Source organism: Conchiformibius kuhniae DSM 17694 (assembly GCF_000428785.1).
GTDB classification, from domain to species: domain Bacteria; phylum Pseudomonadota; class Gammaproteobacteria; order Burkholderiales; family Neisseriaceae; genus Conchiformibius; species Conchiformibius kuhniae.
Window position 1 is genome coordinate 21,112 of sequence record NZ_KE386801.1, and the last position, 21,009, is coordinate 42,120.

22 protein-coding genes are annotated in these 21,009 nt (G+C 59.3%); 14 read left to right on the plus strand and 8 right to left on the minus strand.

Annotation, left to right across the window (positions count from 1 at the left end):
- Nucleotides 1-300: 300 nt before the first annotated feature.
- Nucleotides 301-1,095, plus strand: a complete 795-nt coding sequence (locus tag G392_RS0111380; protein ID WP_027010304.1) for a thymidylate synthase — start codon at nucleotides 301-303, stop codon at nucleotides 1,093-1,095.
- A gap of 50 nt (nucleotides 1,096-1,145) precedes the next feature.
- Here the strand turns inward: G392_RS0111380 and G392_RS0111385 are convergent, their stop codons facing one another.
- The 6 genes from G392_RS0111385 to trkA form a co-directional block, all read right to left on the minus strand.
- A complete protein-coding gene (locus G392_RS0111385; protein ID WP_027010305.1) occupies nucleotides 1,146-2,057 on the minus strand; it encodes a MetQ/NlpA family ABC transporter substrate-binding protein in 912 nt (303 codons plus the stop codon).
- A 102-nt stretch (nucleotides 2,058-2,159) separates the two neighbouring features.
- Nucleotides 2,160-2,825 carry a methionine ABC transporter permease gene (locus G392_RS0111390; RefSeq protein ID WP_027010306.1) on the minus strand — a complete coding sequence of 222 codons (666 nt, stop codon included), beginning with the start codon at nucleotides 2,823-2,825 and terminating at the stop codon, nucleotides 2,160-2,162.
- Nucleotides 2,826-2,968: 143 nt separating this feature from the next.
- Nucleotides 2,969-3,706, minus strand: a complete 738-nt coding sequence (locus tag G392_RS0111395; RefSeq protein ID WP_051255721.1) for a methionine ABC transporter ATP-binding protein — start codon at nucleotides 3,704-3,706, stop codon at nucleotides 2,969-2,971.
- Between the two features lie 189 nt (nucleotides 3,707-3,895).
- A complete protein-coding gene (locus G392_RS0111400) occupies nucleotides 3,896-4,468 on the minus strand; it encodes a manganese efflux pump MntP (protein ID WP_027010308.1) in 573 nt (190 codons plus the stop codon).
- On the minus strand, nucleotides 4,465-5,427 hold the full coding sequence (locus G392_RS0111405) for a hypothetical protein (RefSeq protein ID WP_027010309.1): 963 nt from the start codon (nucleotides 5,425-5,427) through the stop codon (nucleotides 4,465-4,467). Before G392_RS0111405 ends, G392_RS0111400 begins: the two co-directional genes overlap by 4 nt.
- 245 nt (nucleotides 5,428-5,672) lie before the next feature.
- Nucleotides 5,673-7,070, minus strand: a complete 1,398-nt coding sequence (trkA, locus tag G392_RS0111410; RefSeq protein ID WP_027010310.1) for a Trk system potassium transporter TrkA — start codon at nucleotides 7,068-7,070, stop codon at nucleotides 5,673-5,675.
- A gap of 151 nt (nucleotides 7,071-7,221) precedes the next feature.
- Between trkA and G392_RS0111420 the strand changes: the two genes are divergently transcribed.
- Complete coding sequence (locus G392_RS0111420; RefSeq protein WP_027010311.1) at nucleotides 7,222-8,004, plus strand: TrmH family RNA methyltransferase; 783 nt, start codon at nucleotides 7,222-7,224, stop codon at nucleotides 8,002-8,004.
- Here G392_RS0111420 and G392_RS0111425 read toward each other — a convergent pair.
- Nucleotides 7,998-8,786, minus strand: coding sequence for an inositol monophosphatase family protein (locus tag G392_RS0111425; RefSeq protein WP_027010312.1), 789 nt, complete (start codon nucleotides 8,784-8,786; stop codon nucleotides 7,998-8,000). The genes G392_RS0111420 and G392_RS0111425 overlap by 7 nt on opposite strands.
- 107 nt (nucleotides 8,787-8,893) lie before the next feature.
- Between G392_RS0111425 and G392_RS0111430 the strand changes: the two genes are divergently transcribed.
- The 12 genes from G392_RS0111430 (at nucleotide 8,894) to tldD (ending at nucleotide 20,408) form a co-directional block, all read left to right on the plus strand.
- Nucleotides 8,894-9,610 carry a 16S rRNA (uracil(1498)-N(3))-methyltransferase gene (locus G392_RS0111430; RefSeq protein ID WP_027010313.1) on the plus strand — a complete coding sequence of 239 codons (717 nt, stop codon included), beginning with the start codon at nucleotides 8,894-8,896 and terminating at the stop codon, nucleotides 9,608-9,610.
- A gap of 356 nt (nucleotides 9,611-9,966) precedes the next feature.
- Nucleotides 9,967-10,914: a hypothetical protein gene (locus G392_RS0111435; RefSeq protein WP_027010314.1), complete on the plus strand. Its 948-nt coding sequence runs from the start codon at nucleotides 9,967-9,969 to the stop codon at nucleotides 10,912-10,914.
- Between the two features lie 46 nt (nucleotides 10,915-10,960).
- Nucleotides 10,961-11,869, plus strand: coding sequence for a hypothetical protein (locus G392_RS0111440; protein WP_027010315.1), 909 nt, complete (start codon nucleotides 10,961-10,963; stop codon nucleotides 11,867-11,869).
- A 16-nt stretch (nucleotides 11,870-11,885) separates the two neighbouring features.
- Entirely contained in the window at nucleotides 11,886-13,031 is a 1,146-nt protein-coding gene (locus G392_RS0111445) for a StlD/DarB family beta-ketosynthase (RefSeq protein ID WP_245571967.1), read from the plus strand.
- Nucleotides 13,021-13,449, plus strand: coding sequence for a DarG family dialkylresorcinol biosynthesis protein (locus tag G392_RS0111450; RefSeq protein WP_027010317.1), 429 nt, complete (start codon nucleotides 13,021-13,023; stop codon nucleotides 13,447-13,449). The genes G392_RS0111445 and G392_RS0111450 overlap by 11 nt, the downstream gene beginning before the upstream one ends.
- Nucleotides 13,446-14,447 (plus strand): BtrH-related acyltransferase DarH, encoded by a 1,002-nt coding sequence (gene darH, locus G392_RS0111455; protein WP_027010318.1) that lies wholly within the window; start codon nucleotides 13,446-13,448, stop codon nucleotides 14,445-14,447. The genes G392_RS0111450 and darH overlap by 4 nt, the downstream gene beginning before the upstream one ends.
- Nucleotides 14,444-15,340, plus strand: a complete 897-nt coding sequence (locus G392_RS0111460; protein WP_027010319.1) for an ABC transporter ATP-binding protein — start codon at nucleotides 14,444-14,446, stop codon at nucleotides 15,338-15,340. Before darH ends, G392_RS0111460 begins: the two co-directional genes overlap by 4 nt.
- Nucleotides 15,334-16,581 (plus strand): ABC transporter permease, encoded by a 1,248-nt coding sequence (locus G392_RS0111465; RefSeq protein WP_027010320.1) that lies wholly within the window; start codon nucleotides 15,334-15,336, stop codon nucleotides 16,579-16,581. Before G392_RS0111460 ends, G392_RS0111465 begins: the two co-directional genes overlap by 7 nt.
- Before the next feature lie 17 nt (nucleotides 16,582-16,598).
- Nucleotides 16,599-16,880: a phosphopantetheine-binding protein gene (locus tag G392_RS0111470; protein WP_027010321.1), complete on the plus strand. Its 282-nt coding sequence runs from the start codon at nucleotides 16,599-16,601 to the stop codon at nucleotides 16,878-16,880.
- Nucleotides 16,873-17,865, plus strand: a complete 993-nt coding sequence (locus tag G392_RS0111475; RefSeq protein WP_027010322.1) for a beta-ketoacyl-[acyl-carrier-protein] synthase family protein — start codon at nucleotides 16,873-16,875, stop codon at nucleotides 17,863-17,865. Before G392_RS0111470 ends, G392_RS0111475 begins: the two co-directional genes overlap by 8 nt.
- Nucleotides 17,862-18,530, plus strand: coding sequence for a hypothetical protein (locus G392_RS13180; protein ID WP_051255722.1), 669 nt, complete (start codon nucleotides 17,862-17,864; stop codon nucleotides 18,528-18,530). Before G392_RS0111475 ends, G392_RS13180 begins: the two co-directional genes overlap by 4 nt.
- A 432-nt stretch (nucleotides 18,531-18,962) precedes the next feature.
- On the plus strand, nucleotides 18,963-20,408 hold the full coding sequence (gene tldD / locus G392_RS0111485; RefSeq protein WP_034335361.1) for a metalloprotease TldD: 1,446 nt from the start codon (nucleotides 18,963-18,965) through the stop codon (nucleotides 20,406-20,408).
- Nucleotides 20,409-20,595: 187 nt separating this feature from the next.
- Here the strand turns inward: tldD and G392_RS0111495 are convergent, their stop codons facing one another.
- On the minus strand, nucleotides 20,596-20,916 hold the full coding sequence (locus G392_RS0111495; protein WP_027010324.1) for a DUF2322 family protein: 321 nt from the start codon (nucleotides 20,914-20,916) through the stop codon (nucleotides 20,596-20,598).
- Nucleotides 20,917-21,009 lie beyond the last annotated feature (93 nt).

Below are 21,009 nucleotides of genomic sequence, written 5' to 3' on the forward strand. Positions count from 1 at the left end.
GTCTTAATCCCCTAATGATGGGGCAGGTTTTCCGACTGCGGAGTCTTGTCTTTTTATTTAAAATCAATTTATTATTTGTATGGATTTCGTAAATCAAAATCTTAACAAACATAAACAATTTTTAATGAACTCACAGACCGAAGAAGCATGGTCGGAAGCATGCTTTCCACAGCAGAAAAAGAAAGTGCGATTCTAGCGTTTTTTGCCGCTTTGTCAAGCCTTGTTGCCGGTGTGGCGATGGCGACAAAACGCGCTGCCGCCGCCGATTGCTGTTAAAATCCGCGCTTTTGACGGATTGTTATGCAAACCTATCTGGATTTGATGCGCCATATTCTTGAAAACGGCACCGACAAAGCCGACCGCACCGGCACCGGCACGCGCTCGGTGTTCGGCTACCAAATGCGTTTTGATTTGGCGCAAGGTTTTCCCCTGCTCACCACCAAAAAACTGCATTTGCGTTCCATTGTTTACGAACTGCTGTGGTTTTTGCGCGGCGACACCAACATCAAATATCTGAAAGACAATCAGGTTTCCATTTGGGACGAATGGGCGGACGAACACGGTGAGTTGGGCCCCGTTTACGGCTACCAATGGCGCTCGTGGCCCGCGCCCGATGGTGGTCATATCGACCAAATTTCCAATATCGTCAACCAGATAAAAAGCAATCCCGATTCGCGCCGCCTGATGGTGTCGGCGTGGAACCCCGCGCTGGTGGACGAAATGGCGCTGCCGCCCTGCCATGCGCTGTTTCAGTTTTACGTTGCGGGCGGGCGGCTGTCGTGCCAGCTTTACCAGCGCAGCGCGGACGTGTTTCTCGGCGTGCCGTTCAATATCGCCAGCTATGCGCTGCTGACGATGATGGTGGCGCAGGTGTGCGGGCTGCAAGCGGGCGAGTTTGTCCACACGCTCGGCGACGCTCATCTTTACCGCAACCATTTTCAACAAGCGAAACAACAGCTTGAACGCAAGCCGCGCCCGCTTCCGCAAATGAAGCTCAATCCGCACATTGATGATTTGTTTGCATTTGATTTTGCCGATTTTGAGTTGTGCGGTTACGACCCGCACCCGCATATTAGGGCGGAAGTGTCTGTATGATGACGCAAAAATCCCCGTTTGGCACGGGGATTTTTTGTTACGCCAAAATGTTATTTGGCGGCGGAAGCGGCGGACGCTTCGGCAACGGCCGCCGCCGCGCCCTGTTCGCCCCAAGCGGCGGGATATTTGTAGCCCGCGAATTTGGTTTTGGCGTAAGACTTGAATTCATCGCTGTTGTAAGCGGCTTCCACGTCTTTCACCCATTTGGCGTCTTTGTCGGCGCTGCGTACCACGCCCCAGTTCACATAGGCAAAGCTGGCTTCGGGGAACAGCCCGTCGGTGAGCTTCATGCCGGACGAAATCACATAGTTGCCGTTAATCACAGCAAAATCCACGTCCTGACGGCTGCGCGGCAGATTGGCGGCTTCCATTTCCACCAGATTGATGTTTTTGGTGTTTTCGGCGATGTCGGTTTTGGCGGCTTTAAGCGGGTCGACATTGTCTTTGAGCTTCAGCCAGCCCAGCTCGTTCATCATCACCAAGGCGCGGGCGAAATTGGACGGGTCGTTCGGCACGGCCACGCTGCTGCCGTCTTTCACGTCTTCCAGCTTCGCCAGTTTGCCCGCGTAGATGCCCAAAGGCGCGGTGGGTACTTGGAACACTTCGGTCAAATCCAGATTGTGTTCGGCTTTGAAGCTGTCCAAATAGGGTTTGTGTTGGAACACGTTGATATCAATCGAGTTTTCCGCCAATGCCTTGTTCGGGGTAACGTAGTCGGGGAACTCGGTCAGGGTAACTTTATAGCCTTGTTTTTCCAAAGCGGGCTGGATTTGGTCTTTCACCATCTCGGCAAAATCGCCCGGCGTGGTGCCGATGCGGATTTCGCTTTTTTCCACCGCCGCCGCGCCGCCGGAAGCCGCGCCTGATGCGGCGGGGGCGGATTGCTGCGCGGGCTGTTGTCCGCACGCCGACAATGCCAATGCCGCCGCGCCTGCCAATGAAAGTTTGAAAATTGCGTTCATAACTTGCTCCTAGAAAAGGGAAAATGGGATTTTCAGGCTGCCTGAAACCAATTTTGCTCCCGCAAGCAGGGGAGGGAAGCCGTTTTCAGGCAGCCTGCAAATTTAACGTTTGTCCAATTTGGCAGACAAAATATTGCCCGCCGCCTGTATCGCCACCACCAACGCCGTCAGCAAGGCCACTACCGCCATCATCACATCGGGCATATAACGCTGGTGTCCGTAACGGATGCCCAAATCGCCGATGCCGCCGCCGCCAATCAAGCCCGCCGCCGCGCTTTCGCCCAAAATGGCAATCATCAAGATGGTGATGCTCAACACCAAACCCGCCCGCGCTTCGTTCAGCAACACTTTGAAAATAATCGTCATCGGCGATGCGCCCATTGCCAACGCCGCTTCAATCACGCCTTTGGGAACGTCGTTGAGGTTTTGTTCCACCAAACGGGCGAAATAAAAACTGGCGGCAATGCTCAAGGAAACCGAAGCCGCCATCGGCCCGAAAGACGTGCCGACAATCAGCCGCGTCAAAGGCATCAGCACAATCATCAGAATCACAAAGGGAAACGCCCGCATAAAGCTCACCAGCCAGCTCAAAGCGCGGTTGAGCGGGGCATTGGCGAAAATCTGCCCTTTCGCGCTGGTAAACAGCCACACGCCCAGCAGCCCGCCCGCCACAATGCTGAATGCGGCGGACACGCCCACCATCGTCAGCGTTTGCAGCAGCGCGGTGTAAAAATCGGGAAGCAGTTTGATGAGGTTTTCGGTATTCATGATTTTTATCAAAATTCAATAATGTGGGCAATAAAAAAACAACGCCGTTTATTTGCGGATTGGATTCCCGCCTGCGTGGGAATGACGGGCTATGTGGCTCGAAGATTGTCGGCAATCATTTTTCAGGCAGCCTGCCAACGTTTTTAATCTTCGCGCAGCAATTCGCGTCCGATGTCGGATTGCGCCAACACTTCGCCGTTTTGCACGTCCGCCACTTCCAAAAGTTTTCCCTTGTCCAACAAAGCGGTGCGGTGGCACAGGCGGCGAATCACGCTCATTTCGTGGGTAACGATGACGATGGTTACGCCGAAACGCGCATTGATGTCCTGCAAACAGCCCAACACGCTGCGGGTGGTGGCGGGGTCGAGCGCGGAAGTCGGCTCATCCGCCAGCATCACGTGCGGCTTGGGTGCCAGGGCGCGGGCGATGCCGACACGCTGTTTCTGTCCGCCGGAAAGCTGGGCGGGATAATGTCCGGCGCGTTCGGTCAGCCCGACAATCTCCAAACATTCCGCCACGCGCGGGCGGATTTGCTCCGCCGTCCAGCCGGCGATTTCCAAAGGAAACGCCACGTTTTGCTCAACGGTGCGGTTGGCGAGCAGATTAAACTGCTGAAAAATCATGCCGATGTTTTGACGGGCGCGGCGCAGGGCGGCATCGTTCATCGCCGTCAAATCCTGTTTGTCCACCAATACTTTGCCGGTGTCGGGGCGTTCGAGCAGGTTAATCAGGCGCAGCAGGGTGGATTTGCCCGCGCCGGAGTAGCCCATCAGCCCGAAAATCTCGCCCGCACGGATGTGCAAATCGGTCGGCGCAACGGCGGCAAAACGCGATTTGTCGCGGTTTTGATAGTGTTTGGAAACATTTTCCAAAATAATCATGCTGTTTTTCCCATGCAACAAAGCCCGATGTGCGACACATCGGGCTTGGGAGGGAAACCAACGCTTTAGCTGTTTTGCCGTTTATGCTGTTTTTCGGCATAAACTTTAACGCCCGCAAGCTGTGTCAAATCGGCGTGTATTTTTTGAAGCGGCGAAATCTACTGCAAACGGTGCGGTTTGTCAAGGTTTTTATGCCAACCCGCGCAGGTGTTGCGACAAAATGGCGGCACCGATGCCCATCAGCATCAAGCCGCCGCAAATTTCGGCGCGTTTGCCCGCTTTGCGTCCGCAATAATGCCCCAACACCATGCCGCAAGCGCACATCAGTGCCGTTACCGTGCCGATGGCGAGCGCGGCAGCCACGATGTCCGCCTGCAAAAACGCCAAACCCACGCCCGCCACCATCGAATCGATGCCCGTTCCCACCGCCGTCAGCAGCATCGGCCAGATGCCGTTTGCAGGCATGGCTGCCGTTTCCTGTTTGTGGTCGGGGCGCAAACCGCCGCACATCATGCGTATGCCCAAAAACCACAGCAGCCCGAACGCCACCCAGTGGTCCCAATCGGCAATGATATGGTGTGCGGCACGACCTGCCAGCCAGCCCAGCACGGGCATTGCCGCTTCCACCGCGCCAAACAGCAGGGCGGTTGCGGCAATGCGCCGCCAGTGCGGACGTTGCGCCCGTGCGCCTTGGGCAAGCGATGCGGCAAAGGCGTCCATCGACATGCCCAGTGCCAACGCCCACACCGTCCCTCCGCTCACAGGCTGCGTCCGTCAAAACGGCGTTTGGGCGTGAACCACGACAGCAAAGGCGGCGGTTTGAGCCACAATGTTCCGCCTTTGGCGCCGTCGGTGATGATGCGGGCGCAATCCAAGCGGCGGTTTTTCAAAGCGTCCCAAAGCGGCGCGAACAGGCGTGTGTCCCATTGGCGGACGATGTCGCCATACGTCCACAAGTCGTGGGCATACTGCGAAGGCAGCAAGTTGTCCAGCCACAAAACGGTGTGGTTGATGTCGGTGTCGCGGGCTTGACACACGCTTTGCCACGCCGGCAAATCATCGGGCGCTTCCAGCACCTCGAGCGGGCTGTGTTGCGCCCACACGCTGTTGCTGCCGACCAGTTTGGCGGGCGGTTCGCACGGCTGCGGCAGATTGGCGGGGGCGTTCCACAGCCAAATGCCGTTAATCGGGGCTTGGTCGTGCTGGTGGCGGTGGCGGTTCATCGGGTGGTCGTGCAGCCACATTTGGATTTCGGTCTGCATGTTCAGCCATTGTGCCGCGCCTTCGCCTTCGGCGCGCACTGAGCCGTCTATCTGACCGAGTACGTCAAACACGGGGGCAACCGTCCATTGCGGCGGCGCGGGCAGCATCACGCGCCACAAATCGGGGCGCAGGGGGCGGAAACGCGCTTGTCCGCGATAAAATTCGTTCAAACCTTCGCACAGGGATTCGGCTTCTTCCGCCGTGATGCCCACCGATGCGCCGTCGGTCAGGTTCATGCTGTGCATGCCCATTTGCTGCCACACGGGGCTGGCGTACACAAAGTTTTCGGGCAGCACGAAGGGCAGGTGCAGATATTGGGCATACAGGTGCAACAAATCCGCCGCATGCGCTTCAAAACGCCCAAAACGCAGCAGATTGTCCAAAAACGGCGTTTCCAAGTCGGGAAGCTGTTCGGCATCGGGGCGCAACAGCGCGGGGAGAATCAGGGTAAGCATCATTGCGGATTTGAGGTGTGTTGTGGTTGTGTGTGGTGGTGTTGTCGGGTGGGTTAGGGTGTGTCATCAATTAATTTTATACTGAAAATTCAGTGCAATATAAAAAATCCGTCATTCCCGCAAATGCGGGAATCCACCTTTCGATGCTTGGCAAGCCGTGTTTTATCAAGGTTTTTCGTGCTTCGACTTGGATTCCCGCCTGCGCGGGAATGACGGTGCGGCGTTTTTCGGCTGATTGATGACACGCCCTAGCCGAAAAAGCCCATTTTGACCTGAATCAGCTTTTCCAATTCGCGCAAAATGCGGCGGCGGGCAACGAATAAAATCAGGTGGTCGCCTTCTGCTACGGTTTCATGGTGGTTGCGCCCCATCATGACGTTGTCGCCGCGCACGATGGCGGCAATGTGGCAGCCGGCAGGCCATTTGATTTCGTCAATGCGCCGCCCCACCAGCGAGGAGGTGCGCCGGTCGCCGTGTACCACCACTTCAATCGCTTCGGCGGTGCCGCGCCGCAGGGGGTACACTGCCGCGATGTCGCCGCGCCGGACGTGTGCCAAAATGCTGCCGATGGTAATCATGTGCGGCGAGACGACGATGTCAATCTGGTTGCCGGTAATCAGGTCCACATAGCGCGAACGGTTGATGATGCAAATCACCCGTTTGGCGCCCAAGTTTTTTGCCAGCAGCCCCGACATGATGTTGTTTTCGTCGTCGTTGGTCAGGGCGCAGAAAATGTCGATTTCGTCGATGTATTCGCGGGCGAGCAGGTTTTCATCGGAAGCGGAGCCTTGCAGCACCAGTGCGTGGTCGAGCCGTTCGGCAAGCCATTCGGCGCGGTTGGGGTTCAGCTCGATGATTTTGATGTTGAAGCGTTCTTCGAGCTGGCGTGCCAAGCGGAAGCCGATGTTGCCGCCGCCGGCAATCATCACGCGGCGGGGTTTTTGTTCGTAGTGGAACAGTACCCCCATCACCGCCGAAACATGGCGCGAATCGGCGGCAAAGCAGATTTCGTCGCCTTCTTCCACCACCGTTGCCGCTTGCGGAACAATCAGGCGGTTGTTGCGGTAAATCGCGCAGATTTGGCAATCGGTGTGTTCGGGCAGCAGGCTGTGGATGTCGGCGATGTTTTTGCCGATGAGCGCATCGCGGCTTTTGGCTTGGGCGATAATCATCTGCACGCGCTCGTGGGCAAAGGGCAGCACCTGTAGGGCGCGGACGTAGTTGAGCAGTCCGCTCAGGTGTTCGGTAACCAGCTCTTCGGGGTGTATCGAGTCGGTTACGTCAAATGCGCCCAGCGCTTCGGGCAGGGCGTTTTCCGCCGTGTTGCCCAGATAGTCTGCCGAACGCACCCGCGCAATGCGGTTGGGGACGTTGAACATGGCGGCGGCGATTTTGCACGCCACCAAGTTGGTTTCGTCGCTGCGGGTCAGTGCCAGCAGCATGTCGGCATCTGCCGCGCCCGCACGCTCCAGCGACACGGGCGAGGCGCCGTTGCCGGTGATGGTTTGCACGTCGAACTGTATGCCCAGTGTTTTGAGGGTGTGTTCGTCGGTGTCGATGACGGTGATGTCGTGTCCGGGCATGGTCGCCAATTCCTGCGCGATGGCGGAGCCGACTTGTCCGCCGCCCAAAATCAGGATTTTCACGCGCCCACCGCACAATGCCAAGCAATCATCATGCTGTTGTCCGTGTTAAAGCCGCAATTATAGCAGTATAATCCGTGCCGTTTGGCGGCTGTGCGTGTAAAAATGTCGTGCATTTGCAACACACCCGCCCGCCGCCGCATCAGGAATTGCCGTGAAAACCATCGTATCTGCCCACAATCCCGCGCTCAAACACCTTGCCAAGCTGCTTGCCTGTGCCAAAATGCGCCGCCGCCACGCCCAAGCGGTGCTGGAGGGCGTGCATCTGCTGGAAAGCTGCCTGAACGCCGGCAAACCGCCGCAGCAGGTATATGTGCCGCAAACGCGGTTGCACCACCGCGAAATCCGCGCCCTGCTCACGCGCCTGCCGCCTGCAAGCGTGTGCATCACCGCCGAAAAAGCGCTGACAAAAATCAGCAGCCTGACCGAAGCGGACGACATCACCGCCGTCATCGCCCTGCCCGAGTCCGCCCCCCTGCCGCAAACGGGCGACTGCCTTGTTTTGGAAGACATTCAAGACCCCGGCAATGTCGGCACGATGATGCGCAGTGCGGCGGCGGCGGGCATCAGGCACATTCTTTTCAGCAAGAACTGTGCCGATGCGTGGTCGCCGAAAGTATTGCGTGCGGGCATGGGCGCACACTTTGCCCTGCACCTGCACGAATGTGCCGATTTGGCACATTGGCTGAACACTTGGCGCGGACAAAGCATCGCCACCGCCCTGCACCCCGACAGCCGTCCGCTTTACACACTGGATTTGCGTGGCGACACCGCTTGGCTGTTCGGCAACGAGGGCGCGGGCTTGAGCGCGGCGCTGCAACAACAGGCAAGCACCCGCGCCGTGATTCCGATGGCGGGGCAGACCGAATCGCTGAATGTGGCGGCGGCGGCGGCGGTGTGCTTGTTTGAACAAGTGCGCCAGCGCGGTGCTTACTGATTTTCCCTAATCCATTTCAACCACGCCGCAAACAATTCCGGCCGCAGCGCGGCAATCGCCGAGCGTTGGAACGCGTGTTTGCCGCTCCAAAATTCATCGCCCTCCAGCGTGGCAAGCTGTCCGCCCGCTTCCTGAAAAATCAATGCGCCCGCCGCATAGTCCCACAGATTTTGTCCGCCGTGCACATACACATCGTAACGTCCCGCCGCCAAATAACACCAATCCAGCGTGCTGCTGCCCATGCTGCGAATGGTGCGCACGGGCGATAAAGTGTGGATGCGGCTGGACAAATTGCCCGAACGCAGCCGTTTTACTTCCACGCCCGCCACCGCGCGGTTCAGCTTGTCGGGGGATTGGCGCAGGGGAAGCGGCGTGCCGTTGAGCGTGGCGCCGTGTCCGCGTGCGGCGGCGAACATTTCGCCGGTGGCGGGGTTGTACACCGCGCCGAATTGCGGCAAACCGCGTTCCACATACGCCACTGATACGGCAAAATGCGGTATGCCGTTGATAAAATTGCTGGTTCCGTCTATCGGGTCGGCGACCCACAAGCCCGTTTGCGCCTGCTGCCATAATTCGCGTTGGCGAGGCGCGGGCATTTCTTCGCCCAACACGGGCGCGGCGATGATGCTTGGCAAACCGCGTTCCAACGCTGCCTGCGCCGCCAAATCCGCCACCGACAAGGCGCTGCCGTCCGCCTTTCGCAAGCCTTCGGCGCGGAGAAAGTGCGGCATGATTTCGTTTTCGGCGGTGGTGCGGATAAGGGTTTGCAGTTGTTCGAGCATGGCGGGCGGGCTGCGGCGGGCGTTCAGGCAGCCTGAAAAACGCCGCAAAGCAATATCGTTTGTTAAAATAGCCGCGATATTAACGATTTTTCACACAGGCAACAACCATGCCCCGATTTTACCTGCCCGCGCTGCCCGAAAGCGGCGAAATTTTTTTGTCCGACAAAGTGTTGCGGCACATTCACGTTTTGCGTTTGCGTGTCGGCGATGCGTTGGTGCTGTTTGACGGCGCGGGCAATGCCGTGTCTGCCGAATTGGTTTCATTGGACAAACGCCGCGCCGTCTGCCGCATCATCGGGCGGGCGGACGGCGCGGCGGAAAGTCCTTTAAATATTATGCTGATACAGGCGGTGTCGGCGGGCGAGCGCATGGAATTTACTTTGCAAAAAAGCGTGGAATTGGGCGTGAACGCCATTCAGCCGGTTATCAGCCGCCGCAGCGTGGTGCGTTTGAGCGGGGAACGCGCCGACAAACGGCAAGCGCGTTGGCAGGAAATCGTGGTTTCGGCGTGCGAACAATGCGGGCGCAATACCGTGCCGCCCGTGTTGCCCGTGCTGGAGTTGGCGGACTATTGGCGCAACGCCGCGCCCGTGCCGCATCTGATGATGAGCCTGAACCAAGCCCGCAGCCTGAAAGATTTGGACGCGCCGCAGTCGCTGGCATTGTTGGTGGGTTGCGAGGGCGGTTGGACGGCGGAAGAGGAAGCGGCGGCGCGGGCGCACGGCTGCCAAGCGTTTACATTGGGCGGGCGCGTATTGCGTACCGAAACGGCGGCGTTGGCGGCGGTTGCGGCGATGCAGACTTTGTGGGGGGATTTTGTTTAGGGCGTGTCATCAATTAAATTCTTTCATTGAAAATCAATGAAGTATCACAACTTCCGTCATTCCCGCGCAGGCGGAAATCCACTGCCCGATGTTTGGCAAACGATGTTTTATCACAGTTTATTATGCTTCGATGTGGATTCCCGCCTGCGCGGGAATAACGATGCTGTGTTTTTTCGGTCAATTGATGACACGTCCTAGGGTGCGCCGTCCTGCCCGCGAATGCGGGCATCCGTGTTCCCTTTTTACAATCCGATGCTTTTCCAAATCGCGCTTGCAAACCGCGCCACGGTTTCAGGCTGCCTGAAAACCGCGTAAAATACCGTTTTTTTAACCCCTTTTAAAAGGACGACACCACCATGAACCTGAAAACCCCCGCCTACGCCCTGCTGACTGCCCTGCTGCTGGGCGCGTGCCAAGACAAAACCGAAGCCCCCGCCGCGCCCAAAGCCGACACCGCCCAAACCGCCCCGTCTGCCGACAAAAGCGAAGCGGCTGAAAACGAAAGCGAAGAAACAGAAGAAGCCGAAAGCGAAACCGAAGGCAAAGGCGTGGCGGTAAACGACCCGCTGCTGCAAGAATTTGCCGACCTGACCGAAAAAGTGCGCGGCGAATTGCAAAACGGCAAAAATGTCGAAAAAAGCTACACCCGCCACCGCGCCGACGTGGAAAAACTGGTTGAAAAAATCAGTACTGCCAAACAAGATTTTTTGGAAAACTATCACGATGATGCCAATTGGCAAAACGACAAACCCACCGCCGAACTGCGCGCACAGCAGAAACAATTGCGGGCAGTGGGCTTGGAATACTGGGACTTGGGCGAAGGCATGGTGGAAATCCGCCCCGTTGCCGATTATTACGTCAAACTGTTCGGCAAAGCGGCAGACAAAGACTTGCGCGAATTTCTGAAGCTGGAAGCAGACGACAACAAACAACTGATTTACAACGACGGCGCATTGGCAGTGGCTTGGGACGATTTGGCAAACCGCATCGCGGCATGGGAAAACTGGGCGGGCGAATATCCGCAAAGCACGTTCAACAAACAGGTTGCCGACACGCTGAAAAACTACCGCCGCACCTATCTTTTTGGTGAAGACAACACCCCCGTTGCCGAAGATGACGGTATTTTATTGCCCGAAGTGGAAAAAGAGTGGACGCGCTTTGTCCAAGCCCACCCAAACAGCGAAACCGCGCAGATGGTGGAAGAAGCCAAGCGTTATTGGAAAGCGCGTCAGGATAAGGGTGGAGAAGAGCCTGATTTGTCGGGATATTCCGCGCCGTTTAAAAACCTGCGCCAATACGACTGAAAACCATGTGCCGTGTTAGAATGTGCGTTTTTTGCGGCAGTGAATCATGAGCAAACGGGTATTGCTGGTGTCGTATTCGCAAACGGGGCAGTTGGCGCGGCTGTGTGCGGCGTTTGGCAGGGGCTTGCGTGATGGCGGTGCGGAAGTGGAAGAAGTCGTGTTGCAGGCAGCCGAGCCGTTTCCGTTTCCTTGGCCGTTTGCCCGATTTTTCGATGCCTTTCCCGAAACGGTGCATTTGCGCCCCGCGCCGATTGTGCCGCCCGTGTTGCGGCATGAGCGTTATGATTTGGTGGTGGTGGCTTATACGGTGTGGTTTTTGTCGCCTTCGCAGCCGGTGTGCGCGTTTTTGCAGTCGCCGCAGGCGCGGCAGGTGTTGCAAGGCACGCCGGTGGCAACCATCATCGGTTGCCGCAATATGTGGCTGATGGCGCAGGAACAAGTCAAAATGCTGTTGGCAGACGCGGGGGCGGAGCTGGTGGGCAATCTGGTAAAAACCGACCGTTGCACCACCGCCGCCAGCTTTGTTACCACGCCTTTGTGGCTGCTGACGGGCAAGCGCAAGGCAGCATCGTGGCTGCCTGAAGCGGGCATTGCCGATGAAGAAATCGCCGATGTGGCGCGTTTCGGTGCGAAAACGGCGCAGGTGTTGCAACAGGGCAGGCCCGATGCGGCAATGTGGCGCGGCATGGGTGCGGTGCGCGTAAACGAGCGGCTGATTTTCAGCGAGCGTTTCGCCCGCCGCAGTTTTCGTTTGTGGGGTGCGCTGCTGATGGCGGCGGGGCGGCGGTCGTTGCGCTTGCGGTGGGTGTTGCTGTATGTTTATATTGTGTTTTTGGTGGCGGTTATTTTAACGGTGGTGCCGCTTGCCGCCGTGTTGAAACGGGTGTTTGCGCCCGTGCTGCGGGCGCGTATCCGCCGCGAGAAGGCGTATTATGCCGCACCTTCGGGCGAATGAATCAGGGGCGTAACGAATGATGGTTTGCAACGATGTTTATCTGAACCGCGTGGCGGCGTTTTTGCCCAACCGCGCCGTCGGCAACGATGAAATGGAAACGGTGTTGGGCAGGGTAGGGGGCGTGCCGTCCCGCGTGCGCAAAATGATTTTGCGTGCCAACGGCATCCGCAGCCGTCATTATGCGATTGACCCCGACAGCCGCGCCGCCACCCACACGGCGGCGGAATTGGCTGCCGAAGCGGTGCGCGGTTTGTGGACGCAGGGCGTGCGCCCCGATGAGGTGTCGGTGTTGGCGTGCGCCACCTCGTATCCCGACCAAATCATGCCCGGACACGGGGTGATGGTACACGGTTTGTTGCCGGAAATTCCGCCTTGCGAAGTGGCAACGGCGGCGGGCGTGTGTACGGCGGGCATGACGGCGATGCTGCACGCCTTCCGCGCCGTGTGCTGCAACGGCGGCACGGCGGTGGCGTGTGCGGCGGAAAACGCTTCGGCGGTGATGCGCGGCGAGTGTTTCGCCCCCGCCGCAGGGCGCGATTGGGACGCGGCAAGCCCCGAATTGGCGTTTGAGCAGGATTTTTTGCGTTGGATGCTGTCGGACGGTGCGGGCGCGGCGGCATTGTCGGCGGCGCCGCTTGCAGGCAGCCTGAATTTCAAAATCCGTTGGATTGAAACCGTGTCGTATGCGGGCGAAATGCCCGTGTGCATGTATGCGGGCGCGGACACGGACGCGCAAGGGCGTTTGCACGGCTTCAAAAGCGGTTTTCGCGCCGACAACATCATGGCGGTCAAGCAAAACGTCAAGCTGCTCAACGCCGAAATCATCGCCCGCACGGTGGAGCAGCCCCTGCGCCGTCTGGCAGACAAATACGCCCTTGCGCCCGAACGTATCGATTGGTTTTTGCCGCATTATTCTTCCGAATTTTTCCGCCCGCGCGTGGCGGCGGGGCTGCAACGCATCGGCTTTGCGCTGCCGCAGGAAAAATGGTTTACCAATCTGGCGGAAAAAGGCAACACGGGTTCGGCTTCCATCTACATTATTTTGGAAGAATTTATGCGGCGCGGCGATGTTTGTGCGGGCGAAACGGTGTTGTGCTACATTCCCGAAAGCGGGCGTTTTTCCAGTTGCTTTATGTTGTTGGAGGCGGTTTATGCGGATTGACGACGTGCCGCAAGACCAAAGCCGCACCTATCGCGGCCATCACAAAATCCTGTACGCCACCCGCAACGGCCGTTACGAAGCCGCGCCGTCCAACGGCTGGGCGGCGGAAGAATACGCCACCGAACAGGCTGTGGCGGATTTGCACGCGCAATCGCTCGCCGCCTACCGCGAAGCGGCATCGGGCAAACGTTCCCCGCTTTATTACTATATGTACTGCTACCGCCACGATGAAACGTCTTTGGCGCAAAGTGCGGGCGTGTGGCGTTGGCGCGTGCGCCGCCATTTCCGCCCCGACGTGTTTGCGCGGCTGCCTGAAAGCGTGCTGCGGCGTTACGCCCGCGCCTTGAACGTGAGCGTTGCCGCCTTGCAAACGCTGCCGCCCGCACCGCTCAACCCCTTTGCCGGAGATGCCGAATGACGGACGATTTTCCCCACCGCCACACCGCCCATTGCGAAAGCGGCACGCTGTCGGCGCTGCTGCGCCGGCACGGCTGCGATTTGGACGAAGCGATGGTGTTCGGGCTGGGACGCGCCCTTGCCTTTGCCTACATTCCCATCGTCAAACTGGCGGGCATGCCCCTGATTTCCTACCGCATTCCGCCGGGGCGCATCATCGCCAACGTTTGCCGCAGCCTGAATTTGCGGGTGCAACGGCAACGTTTTGCCTCGCCCGAAAAAGGCATGGCGGCGTTGGACGCGGTGCTGGACGCGGGCGATGTGGCGGTTTTGCAGACTTCCGTGTTTTGGCTGCCGTATTTTCCCGCCGAAATGCGCTTTCATTTCAATGCCCACAACCTGCTGGTGTACGGCAAAGACGGCGCGGACTACCTCATCAGCGACCCCGTGTTCGAACAAGCGCAACGCTGCCGCGCCGAAGATTTGCAACGCGCCCGTTTTGCCAAAGGCGCACTCGCGCCCAAAGGGCTGATGTACACTTTGGCAGACGCCGCCGCCTTGCACGACGTGCCGCAGCGTTTGCCGCAACTGTTGCGCCGCGCAGTGGCGAAAAACGCCCGCAGCATGCTTGCGCCCGTGTTTTTTGTCGGCGTGCGCGGCATGCGTACCCTGTCGCGCCGTTTGGCGGTGCTGCCTGAAAAACACGATGAAGCCCATTGCCGCCGTTATCTCGGACACATCGTGCGCATGCAGGAAGAAATCGGCACGGGCGGAGCGGGTTTCCGCTATCTGTATGCCTGTTTTTTGCAACAGGCAGCCGATGTGTGCGGCGAAACCGCTTGGCAACGCGCTTCGCAGGAATTGACCGCCATCGGCGACACATGGCGCGAGTTTGCCGCCGACTGCGTGCGCCATTGCCGCCAAAGCCCGCTTGACGGTTTGGCGGACTTGGCGGCGCAGTTGCACGGCTTGGCACAGCGCGAAGAACGCCTGTGGCGCGGCTTGGCGGCGGCATCATGATTGCGGTGGAAAACCTGTCGCACCGTTACGCGGGCGCGGCGGAAAACGCCTTAAACGGCGTTTCGTTCACGCTGCCCGAAGGCACGGTTTTGGGCTTGCTCGGGCCCAACGGCGCGGGCAAAACCACGCTGATGTCGCTGCTGGCGGGTTTGCAGCCCGTGCAAAGCGGGCTGATTGCTGTGGACGGCGTGCCGGTACAACGGCTTGCCCGCCGCGTGCGCCGCCGCATTTCACTGGTGCCGCAGGATTTCGCCTTTTACCCGCAATTGAGCGTGCAGGGCAATTTGGCGTTTTTCGCCGCCCTGTACGGCGTGCGCGACCGCGCATGGCAAACGCAGCTTTTGGAACAAACGGGCTTGACCGCGCACCGGCGCAAACCCGCCAAACACCTTTCCGGCGGCTTGAAACGGCGTTTGAACTTCGCCATCGGGCTGATTAACCGCCCGCGCCTGATTTTTCTGGACGAAATCACGGTCGGGATTGACCCCGAATCGCGCCGTTTCGTGCTGGAGAGCGTGGCGCAACTGGGGCGGCAGGGCGTAACGGTGGTGTACACCTCGCACTACCTTCAGGAAATCGAAACCCTGTGCGACCGCCTGATGCTGCTGGACGGCGGACGTTTGGCGTTTTCAGGCAGCCTTGCCGAGCTGCCCGCGCAAGCGCAAATGTTCGTGCAAACCGAGCCGCCCTTGAGCGGAAAACACATCAACGCATTGGGCGGCAAAGCAAGCGGCGGCGGCGCGTATCTGCCCGCACACCACACCCCCGAACAGGTTTTGCCGTTTTTGTATGCGGCGGGCTACCGCATCACCGCCTGCCGCTTCGGCAAACCTTCACTGGAAGAATTTTATCTGGACTTTTTGCACCGCCGTGCGGAGCCGCCGCCATGCTGATTGCCGCCATTGCCAAAGAACTGAAACTGCTCGCACGCGACCTGCACGGCGTGGCGGTGCTGTTTGTGATGCCCATCGTGTTCATGCTCATCATGTCGGCGGCACTGAGCCAAGACGGCGACAACCTGCGCCCCGATGCCCGCATCGTCCTGCTCGGCGATGCGGACGATGCCAACACCCGCGACCTTTCCGCCGCCCTGCGCGGCGAAGGCTGGAACGTGGCAACGGCGGCACACGGCGAAGCGGCGGCACAGCAACGCGCCCTGCAAAACGGCCGCACCGACCTGCTGATAGACAACCCCAACCGCGCCGACACCCCCTTGGCAGACGAACAACCCCTGCACCTGTGGCTCAGCCCCGATGCCGACCGCGCATGGCTGGCGGCGGCGAAAGGCATCTTGCGCCAACACTACACCCGCATCCGCCTCGACCGCTATCTGGCGGAACAACGCATCACCCTGCCCAAAAACCCCCGCTTTCCCGTGCGCGACATCGAGCGCAAAGCCAACGCATCTTTTGACCAAACCCGCGATGCGGTCAAACAATATTTGGCGCAAACGGCGTGGCGGGAAACCTATCTCAACCGGCGCGGCGAAGCGGTGCAACGCCCCAATTCGGTGCAGCACAGCGTCCCCGCGTGGCTGATTTTCGGTATGTTTTTCATTATGATACCGCTTTCCAATGTGATGACGGCGGAGCGGCAGACCAACACGCTCACCCGTTTGAGCATGGCGCGTGCGCCCGCTTCGGCGCTGTTGGCGGCGAAAATCATCCCGTATTTTCTGATTAACCAGTTGCAGTTTGTCGGCATGGTGCTGCTCGGTTATACCGTGCTGCCTGCGTTGGATATGCCCGCGTTTGCGCTTTCAGGCAGCCTTGCGCCGTATCTGTTGCTGTCGGCGGCGGTGAGCGCGGCGGCTCTGGGCTACGGGCTGCTGGTGAGCGTGTTGGCGCGGAGTACCGAACAAGCGGTAGTGTTGGGCGGCGGCGGCATCATCATCATGGCGGCTTTGGGCGGGATTATGGTGCCGGTGCATGTGATGCCCGACATCATGCGCCAAATCGCCGCTTATTCGCCGATGGGCTGGGGCTTGGAAGCGTTTCAAAAGCTGTTGCTCAACCATTATTCCGCCGCCCAAATCGCCCCGCAACTGCTCAAATTGTCGTGCTTCGGCTGCGCCGCGCTGTGCGTTGCCGTGTGGCTGTACCGCCGCCAACTGGCGTTGTCGGCGCGTTTTTAATCTGTTGAAAGCCGATTATGTCCGAATTGAACCTTGACACGCCCGCGCTGGAATACGCGCTCAAGTGCCTGATTGTGCGCGAAACCGAAAAACACCATCTGAACCCCGAAGACATCGCCGATGACGAAGCCTTGTTCGGCAGGGTCAGCCGTGTCGGTTTGGATTCGCTGGACGCGCTGCAAATCAGCATTGCGCTGCAGGCGCAGTTCGGCGTGCGTTTGAGCGGCGACCGTGCCGTACGCAAACACATGGCAAACGTGGCGGCATTGGCGGCGTTTGTGCGCGGCCATCATGGCTGAAACGGTGTTCGTACGCGGCGGCAGCGTGGTGTGCGCGCAAGGCGCGGCACGTTTGAACACAGGCTTGGCGGGCTTGGATTTCGCGCAAGGACGCAGCGTGCCGCGCCGTTTGTCGGTGTTGGGACAAAGCCGCAGCTTGCCGTATTTTGCCGCGTTTGCGGAGGAGTTGCTGACGGCGCAAGCCTTGTTTGACGTGTTGGAAGCGCAAATCCGTGCGGCGGCGGACGATGCGGGCGTGCCGCAAGCAGAGTTGTGCCGCGTGCCGGTTTTCATCGGCTCGGGCGCGTATGTGCTTTCCGACCGCGAACGGTGCGGCACGGCGGGCGCACGCGCTTATTCTTTGGACGAAACCGCCGCCCGTTTGCGCCGCCGCTTTGCCAATCCGAACGTGTTTGCGCTGGCAACGTCCTGCACCGCTTCGGCGCAAGCCATCGTGCAAGCGGCGCGGGCGGCGGCGTGGAGCGGCACGGCGGTGGCGGCGGGCGTGGAAAGTTTCAACCGTCTGACCCTTGCCCATTTTGACGCGATGGGTTTGTCGGAAGCGGGCGTGGTGTTGGGCGAAGCGGCGGCAGCCGTCGTCTTGTCGGCGCAAACGGGCGGGACGGCGGTTTTGCGCGGCATCACCGCCCGCACCGACCACGCCGCGCTGACCGCGCCCTGTCCCCGCGCCTTGACGCGTTTGGCGGACGACTGTCTGCACCGCGCCGCTTTGACGGCAGACGGCATCGGTGCGGTCAAAACACACGGCGGCGGCAACTACGCGGCGGAAGAACGGGCGTTTGCCGCGTTCCGCCGCCGCATATCGTTCAAACCCTATATCGGGCATACGCTCGGCGCGGCGGGCGTGGCGGAAACCGTTTTGCTTGTCGGCTGCCTGCAACGCGGTCACTTGCCGGACGGTACGCCCGCCCCCGATTCCGTGTTGGACTATTTTCCGGGCTTTGGCGGCAGCCACGCCGCTTGGGTCGTGCAAACCGCATCATGAACACCACGCTTTACGTTCAAATTGACGGCACATCGCAAGCGCCGTCCGTGCCGGAGCGGGCAGACTGCCTGCAACACACCGACACGCGCCGCCTGAGCCGCGCCACCCTGCTGGTATTGGCGGGCGCACTGCCCCTGTGCGGCGGCTTGCCCGCCCGCACCGCCCTGTATGCCGTTTCGCCTTTCGGCTCGGCACAACGCTTCGCCCGACTGTGCGACAAATTTCAAGCGGGCGTGCCTTCGCCTTTGGATTTTGTTGCCCAACTGCACAATGCGCCCCTGTTTCATTTGGCGCAAACGGCGGGCATTTGTGGCGAAAGCATCTTGCTGGCGGCGGAAACGGACGGGCTGACCCAACACCTGCGCTTGGCGGCACTGGCACTGCACGGCGGCGCGGCGGACACCGTCTTGGCGGGCTGGCTGTACGAACCGCGCCGCCCGCATGAGCGCGAAACCGGCATTTGGTGGCGGCTGTCGCGTGCGGACACGCCGTTTGACGCGCCCGCAACGCCCTTGCCCGACCCCGCAACCGCCTTCCCCGAAGCGGCGCAGAGATTGCATGACGGCTTATTGCGGCACGGTGCGCTTGCCCTGCCTGCAAGCGGCGGCTTGCCCGCCGTAACACTGCATCTGCCCGCGCCATCGGCACATCGTCAATGTGCCTGAACGTTCGTGTTGATACGGCGTGTTCCGCCGTCCAAACCTCAACCCCACCCCTGCCCAAAAACACACAACCGTCCGAATAAACGGACGGTTGGCGGGGTTCGGGGTTTCAAACGGGAGCGGAAACAGGCGCAACGCCCGTTCCAACGGCGGGAAAAGAACGAATAAGGGAATGACAAAAATATAGGTATCAACAGCTTAACTGCCGACACCCCGCATTATACCGAAATAATAACAACTATCAACACTGAACAACGCTTTTATCAGGCAAGACACTTCAAATGGCTGATTTTTATGTAAAGAAAAATTAACGTTTCATGGGGCCGTGCTTTGCCGTGCCGCCCTGTGCGTTGCAACAACGCCCGAATCCAGCCGTACCGGCAGGCTGATTCGCGTATAATCGCCCGTTTCTTTTTGCAAAAACCGACAAACACCATGAACACGCCCGTTTACCCCACCGTTTCGCAACAGCTTCTGCACGCCAACCGCCTTTGCCCCGATATTTTGGCGCGCAATCTCGCCCACATTGGTCAGCACCATGTTGATTATGCGGATATTTATTGCCAGCGCACCGCCTTTGAAAGCTGGCATTTGGACGAAGGCACGGTAAAATCGGGCAGTTTCCAAATTGAACAGGGCGTGGGCGTTCGCGCGGTGGCGGGCGACAAAACCGCCTTTGCCTACGCCGACAGCCTTACCCCCGAAGCCGTGCGCCGCGCCGCCGACACCGTGCGCATGATTGGCGCGGCGGGCAATGCCGTGCCGGTGCGCGTGGCGGAAGTGGCGGCGGGCAGGGCGGTGTGCGGCAGCGACAACCCGATTAGCGGCATGGATTCCGCCGCCAAAGTCGCCCTGCTCAACCGCGTGGAACAACTCGCCAAAGCCGCCGACCCGCGCATCGTGCAAGTGATGGCGGGTTTGGCGTGCGAACACGACATGATTTACATCGCCCGTTTGGACGGCAAACACGCGGCGGACATCCGTCCTCTGGTGCGCCTGAGCGTAACCGTCATCGCCCAGCAAGGCACGCGCCGCGAACAGGGACACGCGGGCGGCGGCGGACGTTTCGGCTTGGCGTATTTTGACGATGCCAAATTGAAAGAATATGTGGACGCGGCGGTCAAACAAGCCCTGATTAACTTGGAAGCCCGTCCCGCGCCCGCCGGCGAAATGACGGTGGTGCTGGGCAACGGCTGGCCGGGCGTGTTGCTGCACGAAGCGGTGGGACATGGTTTGGAGGGCGATTTCAACCGCAAGCAAACCAGCGCGTTTTCAGGCAGACTGGGCGGGCGCGTGGCGGCGAAAGGCGTTACCGTGATTGACCAAGGCGACCTCGCCGGACGGCGCGGCAGCCTGAACATCGATGACGAAGGCAACGAAACCCGCCGCACCGTGTTGATTGAAGACGGCATTTTAACCGGCTATATGCAGGACGAAACCAATGCGCGGCTGATGGGTATGCCCGTTACCGGCAACGGCCGCCGCGAAAGTTACTCGTCCGCCGTGATGCCGCGCATGACCAACACCTTTATGGAAAACGGCAGCCACGACCCGCAGGAAATCATTGCCAGCATCGACAAGGGCATTTACGCGGTGAATTTCGGCGGCGGGCAGGTGGACATTACCAGTGGCAAATTTGTGTTTTGCGCTTCGGAAGCGTGGTGGGTGGAAAACGGCAAGCCGCAATATCCCGTTAAAGGCGCGACCATTATCGGCAACGGGCCGGAAGTATTGAAACATGTTTCCATGATTGGCAACGACACCGCGCTGGATACGGGCGTGGGCGTGTGCGGCAAAGACGGGCAGAGCGTGCCGGTGGGCGTGGGGCAGCCGACTTTGCGGATTGATGCGGGGCTGACGGTGGGCGGCAGCGAGGTGTAAAACGAAAAAACACAGCGCCGTCATTCCCGCGAATGCGGGAATCCACTGCCTGATGCTTGGCAAGTGATGTTTTATCAAAGCTTTTTGTGCTTCGATTTGGATTCCCGCCTACGCGGGAATGACGGATTTTTTTATATTGCACTGAATTTTCATTATAAAAATATAAAAATTTAATTGATGACACACTCTAGGCGGCAAGCGGTTTCAGTTGCAGCACCAAGCCTTCATCGCGCACGCGCAACAACAAATCCACGTTCGGGTGCTTGCCCGCATGGGCGAGCGCATCGGCAGTGTGTTCGGCAAACCACGCCAAGCCCTGTTCGGCGGCTTCGGCGTTCAGCACGCCGTCAAAACGCTGTGCCAGCGCGTGGTACAGCTTCAGGCTGCCCAGCTTGCCTTCGATGGCGGGAATGTGGTGCAAGACTTTGTTTTCATTGTCGCACACGTCCAAGCCGCGCAAATGGACGATGTCGGGCATCGCCGCCAAGTTTTCGGAAAAAGTGGTCATGGTGGTTCCTTATGGGTTCGCTATGCTGATTTTTATACTTAAAAAATTAGGGCAATATAAAAATACCGTCCTTCCCGCGCAGGCGGGAATCCG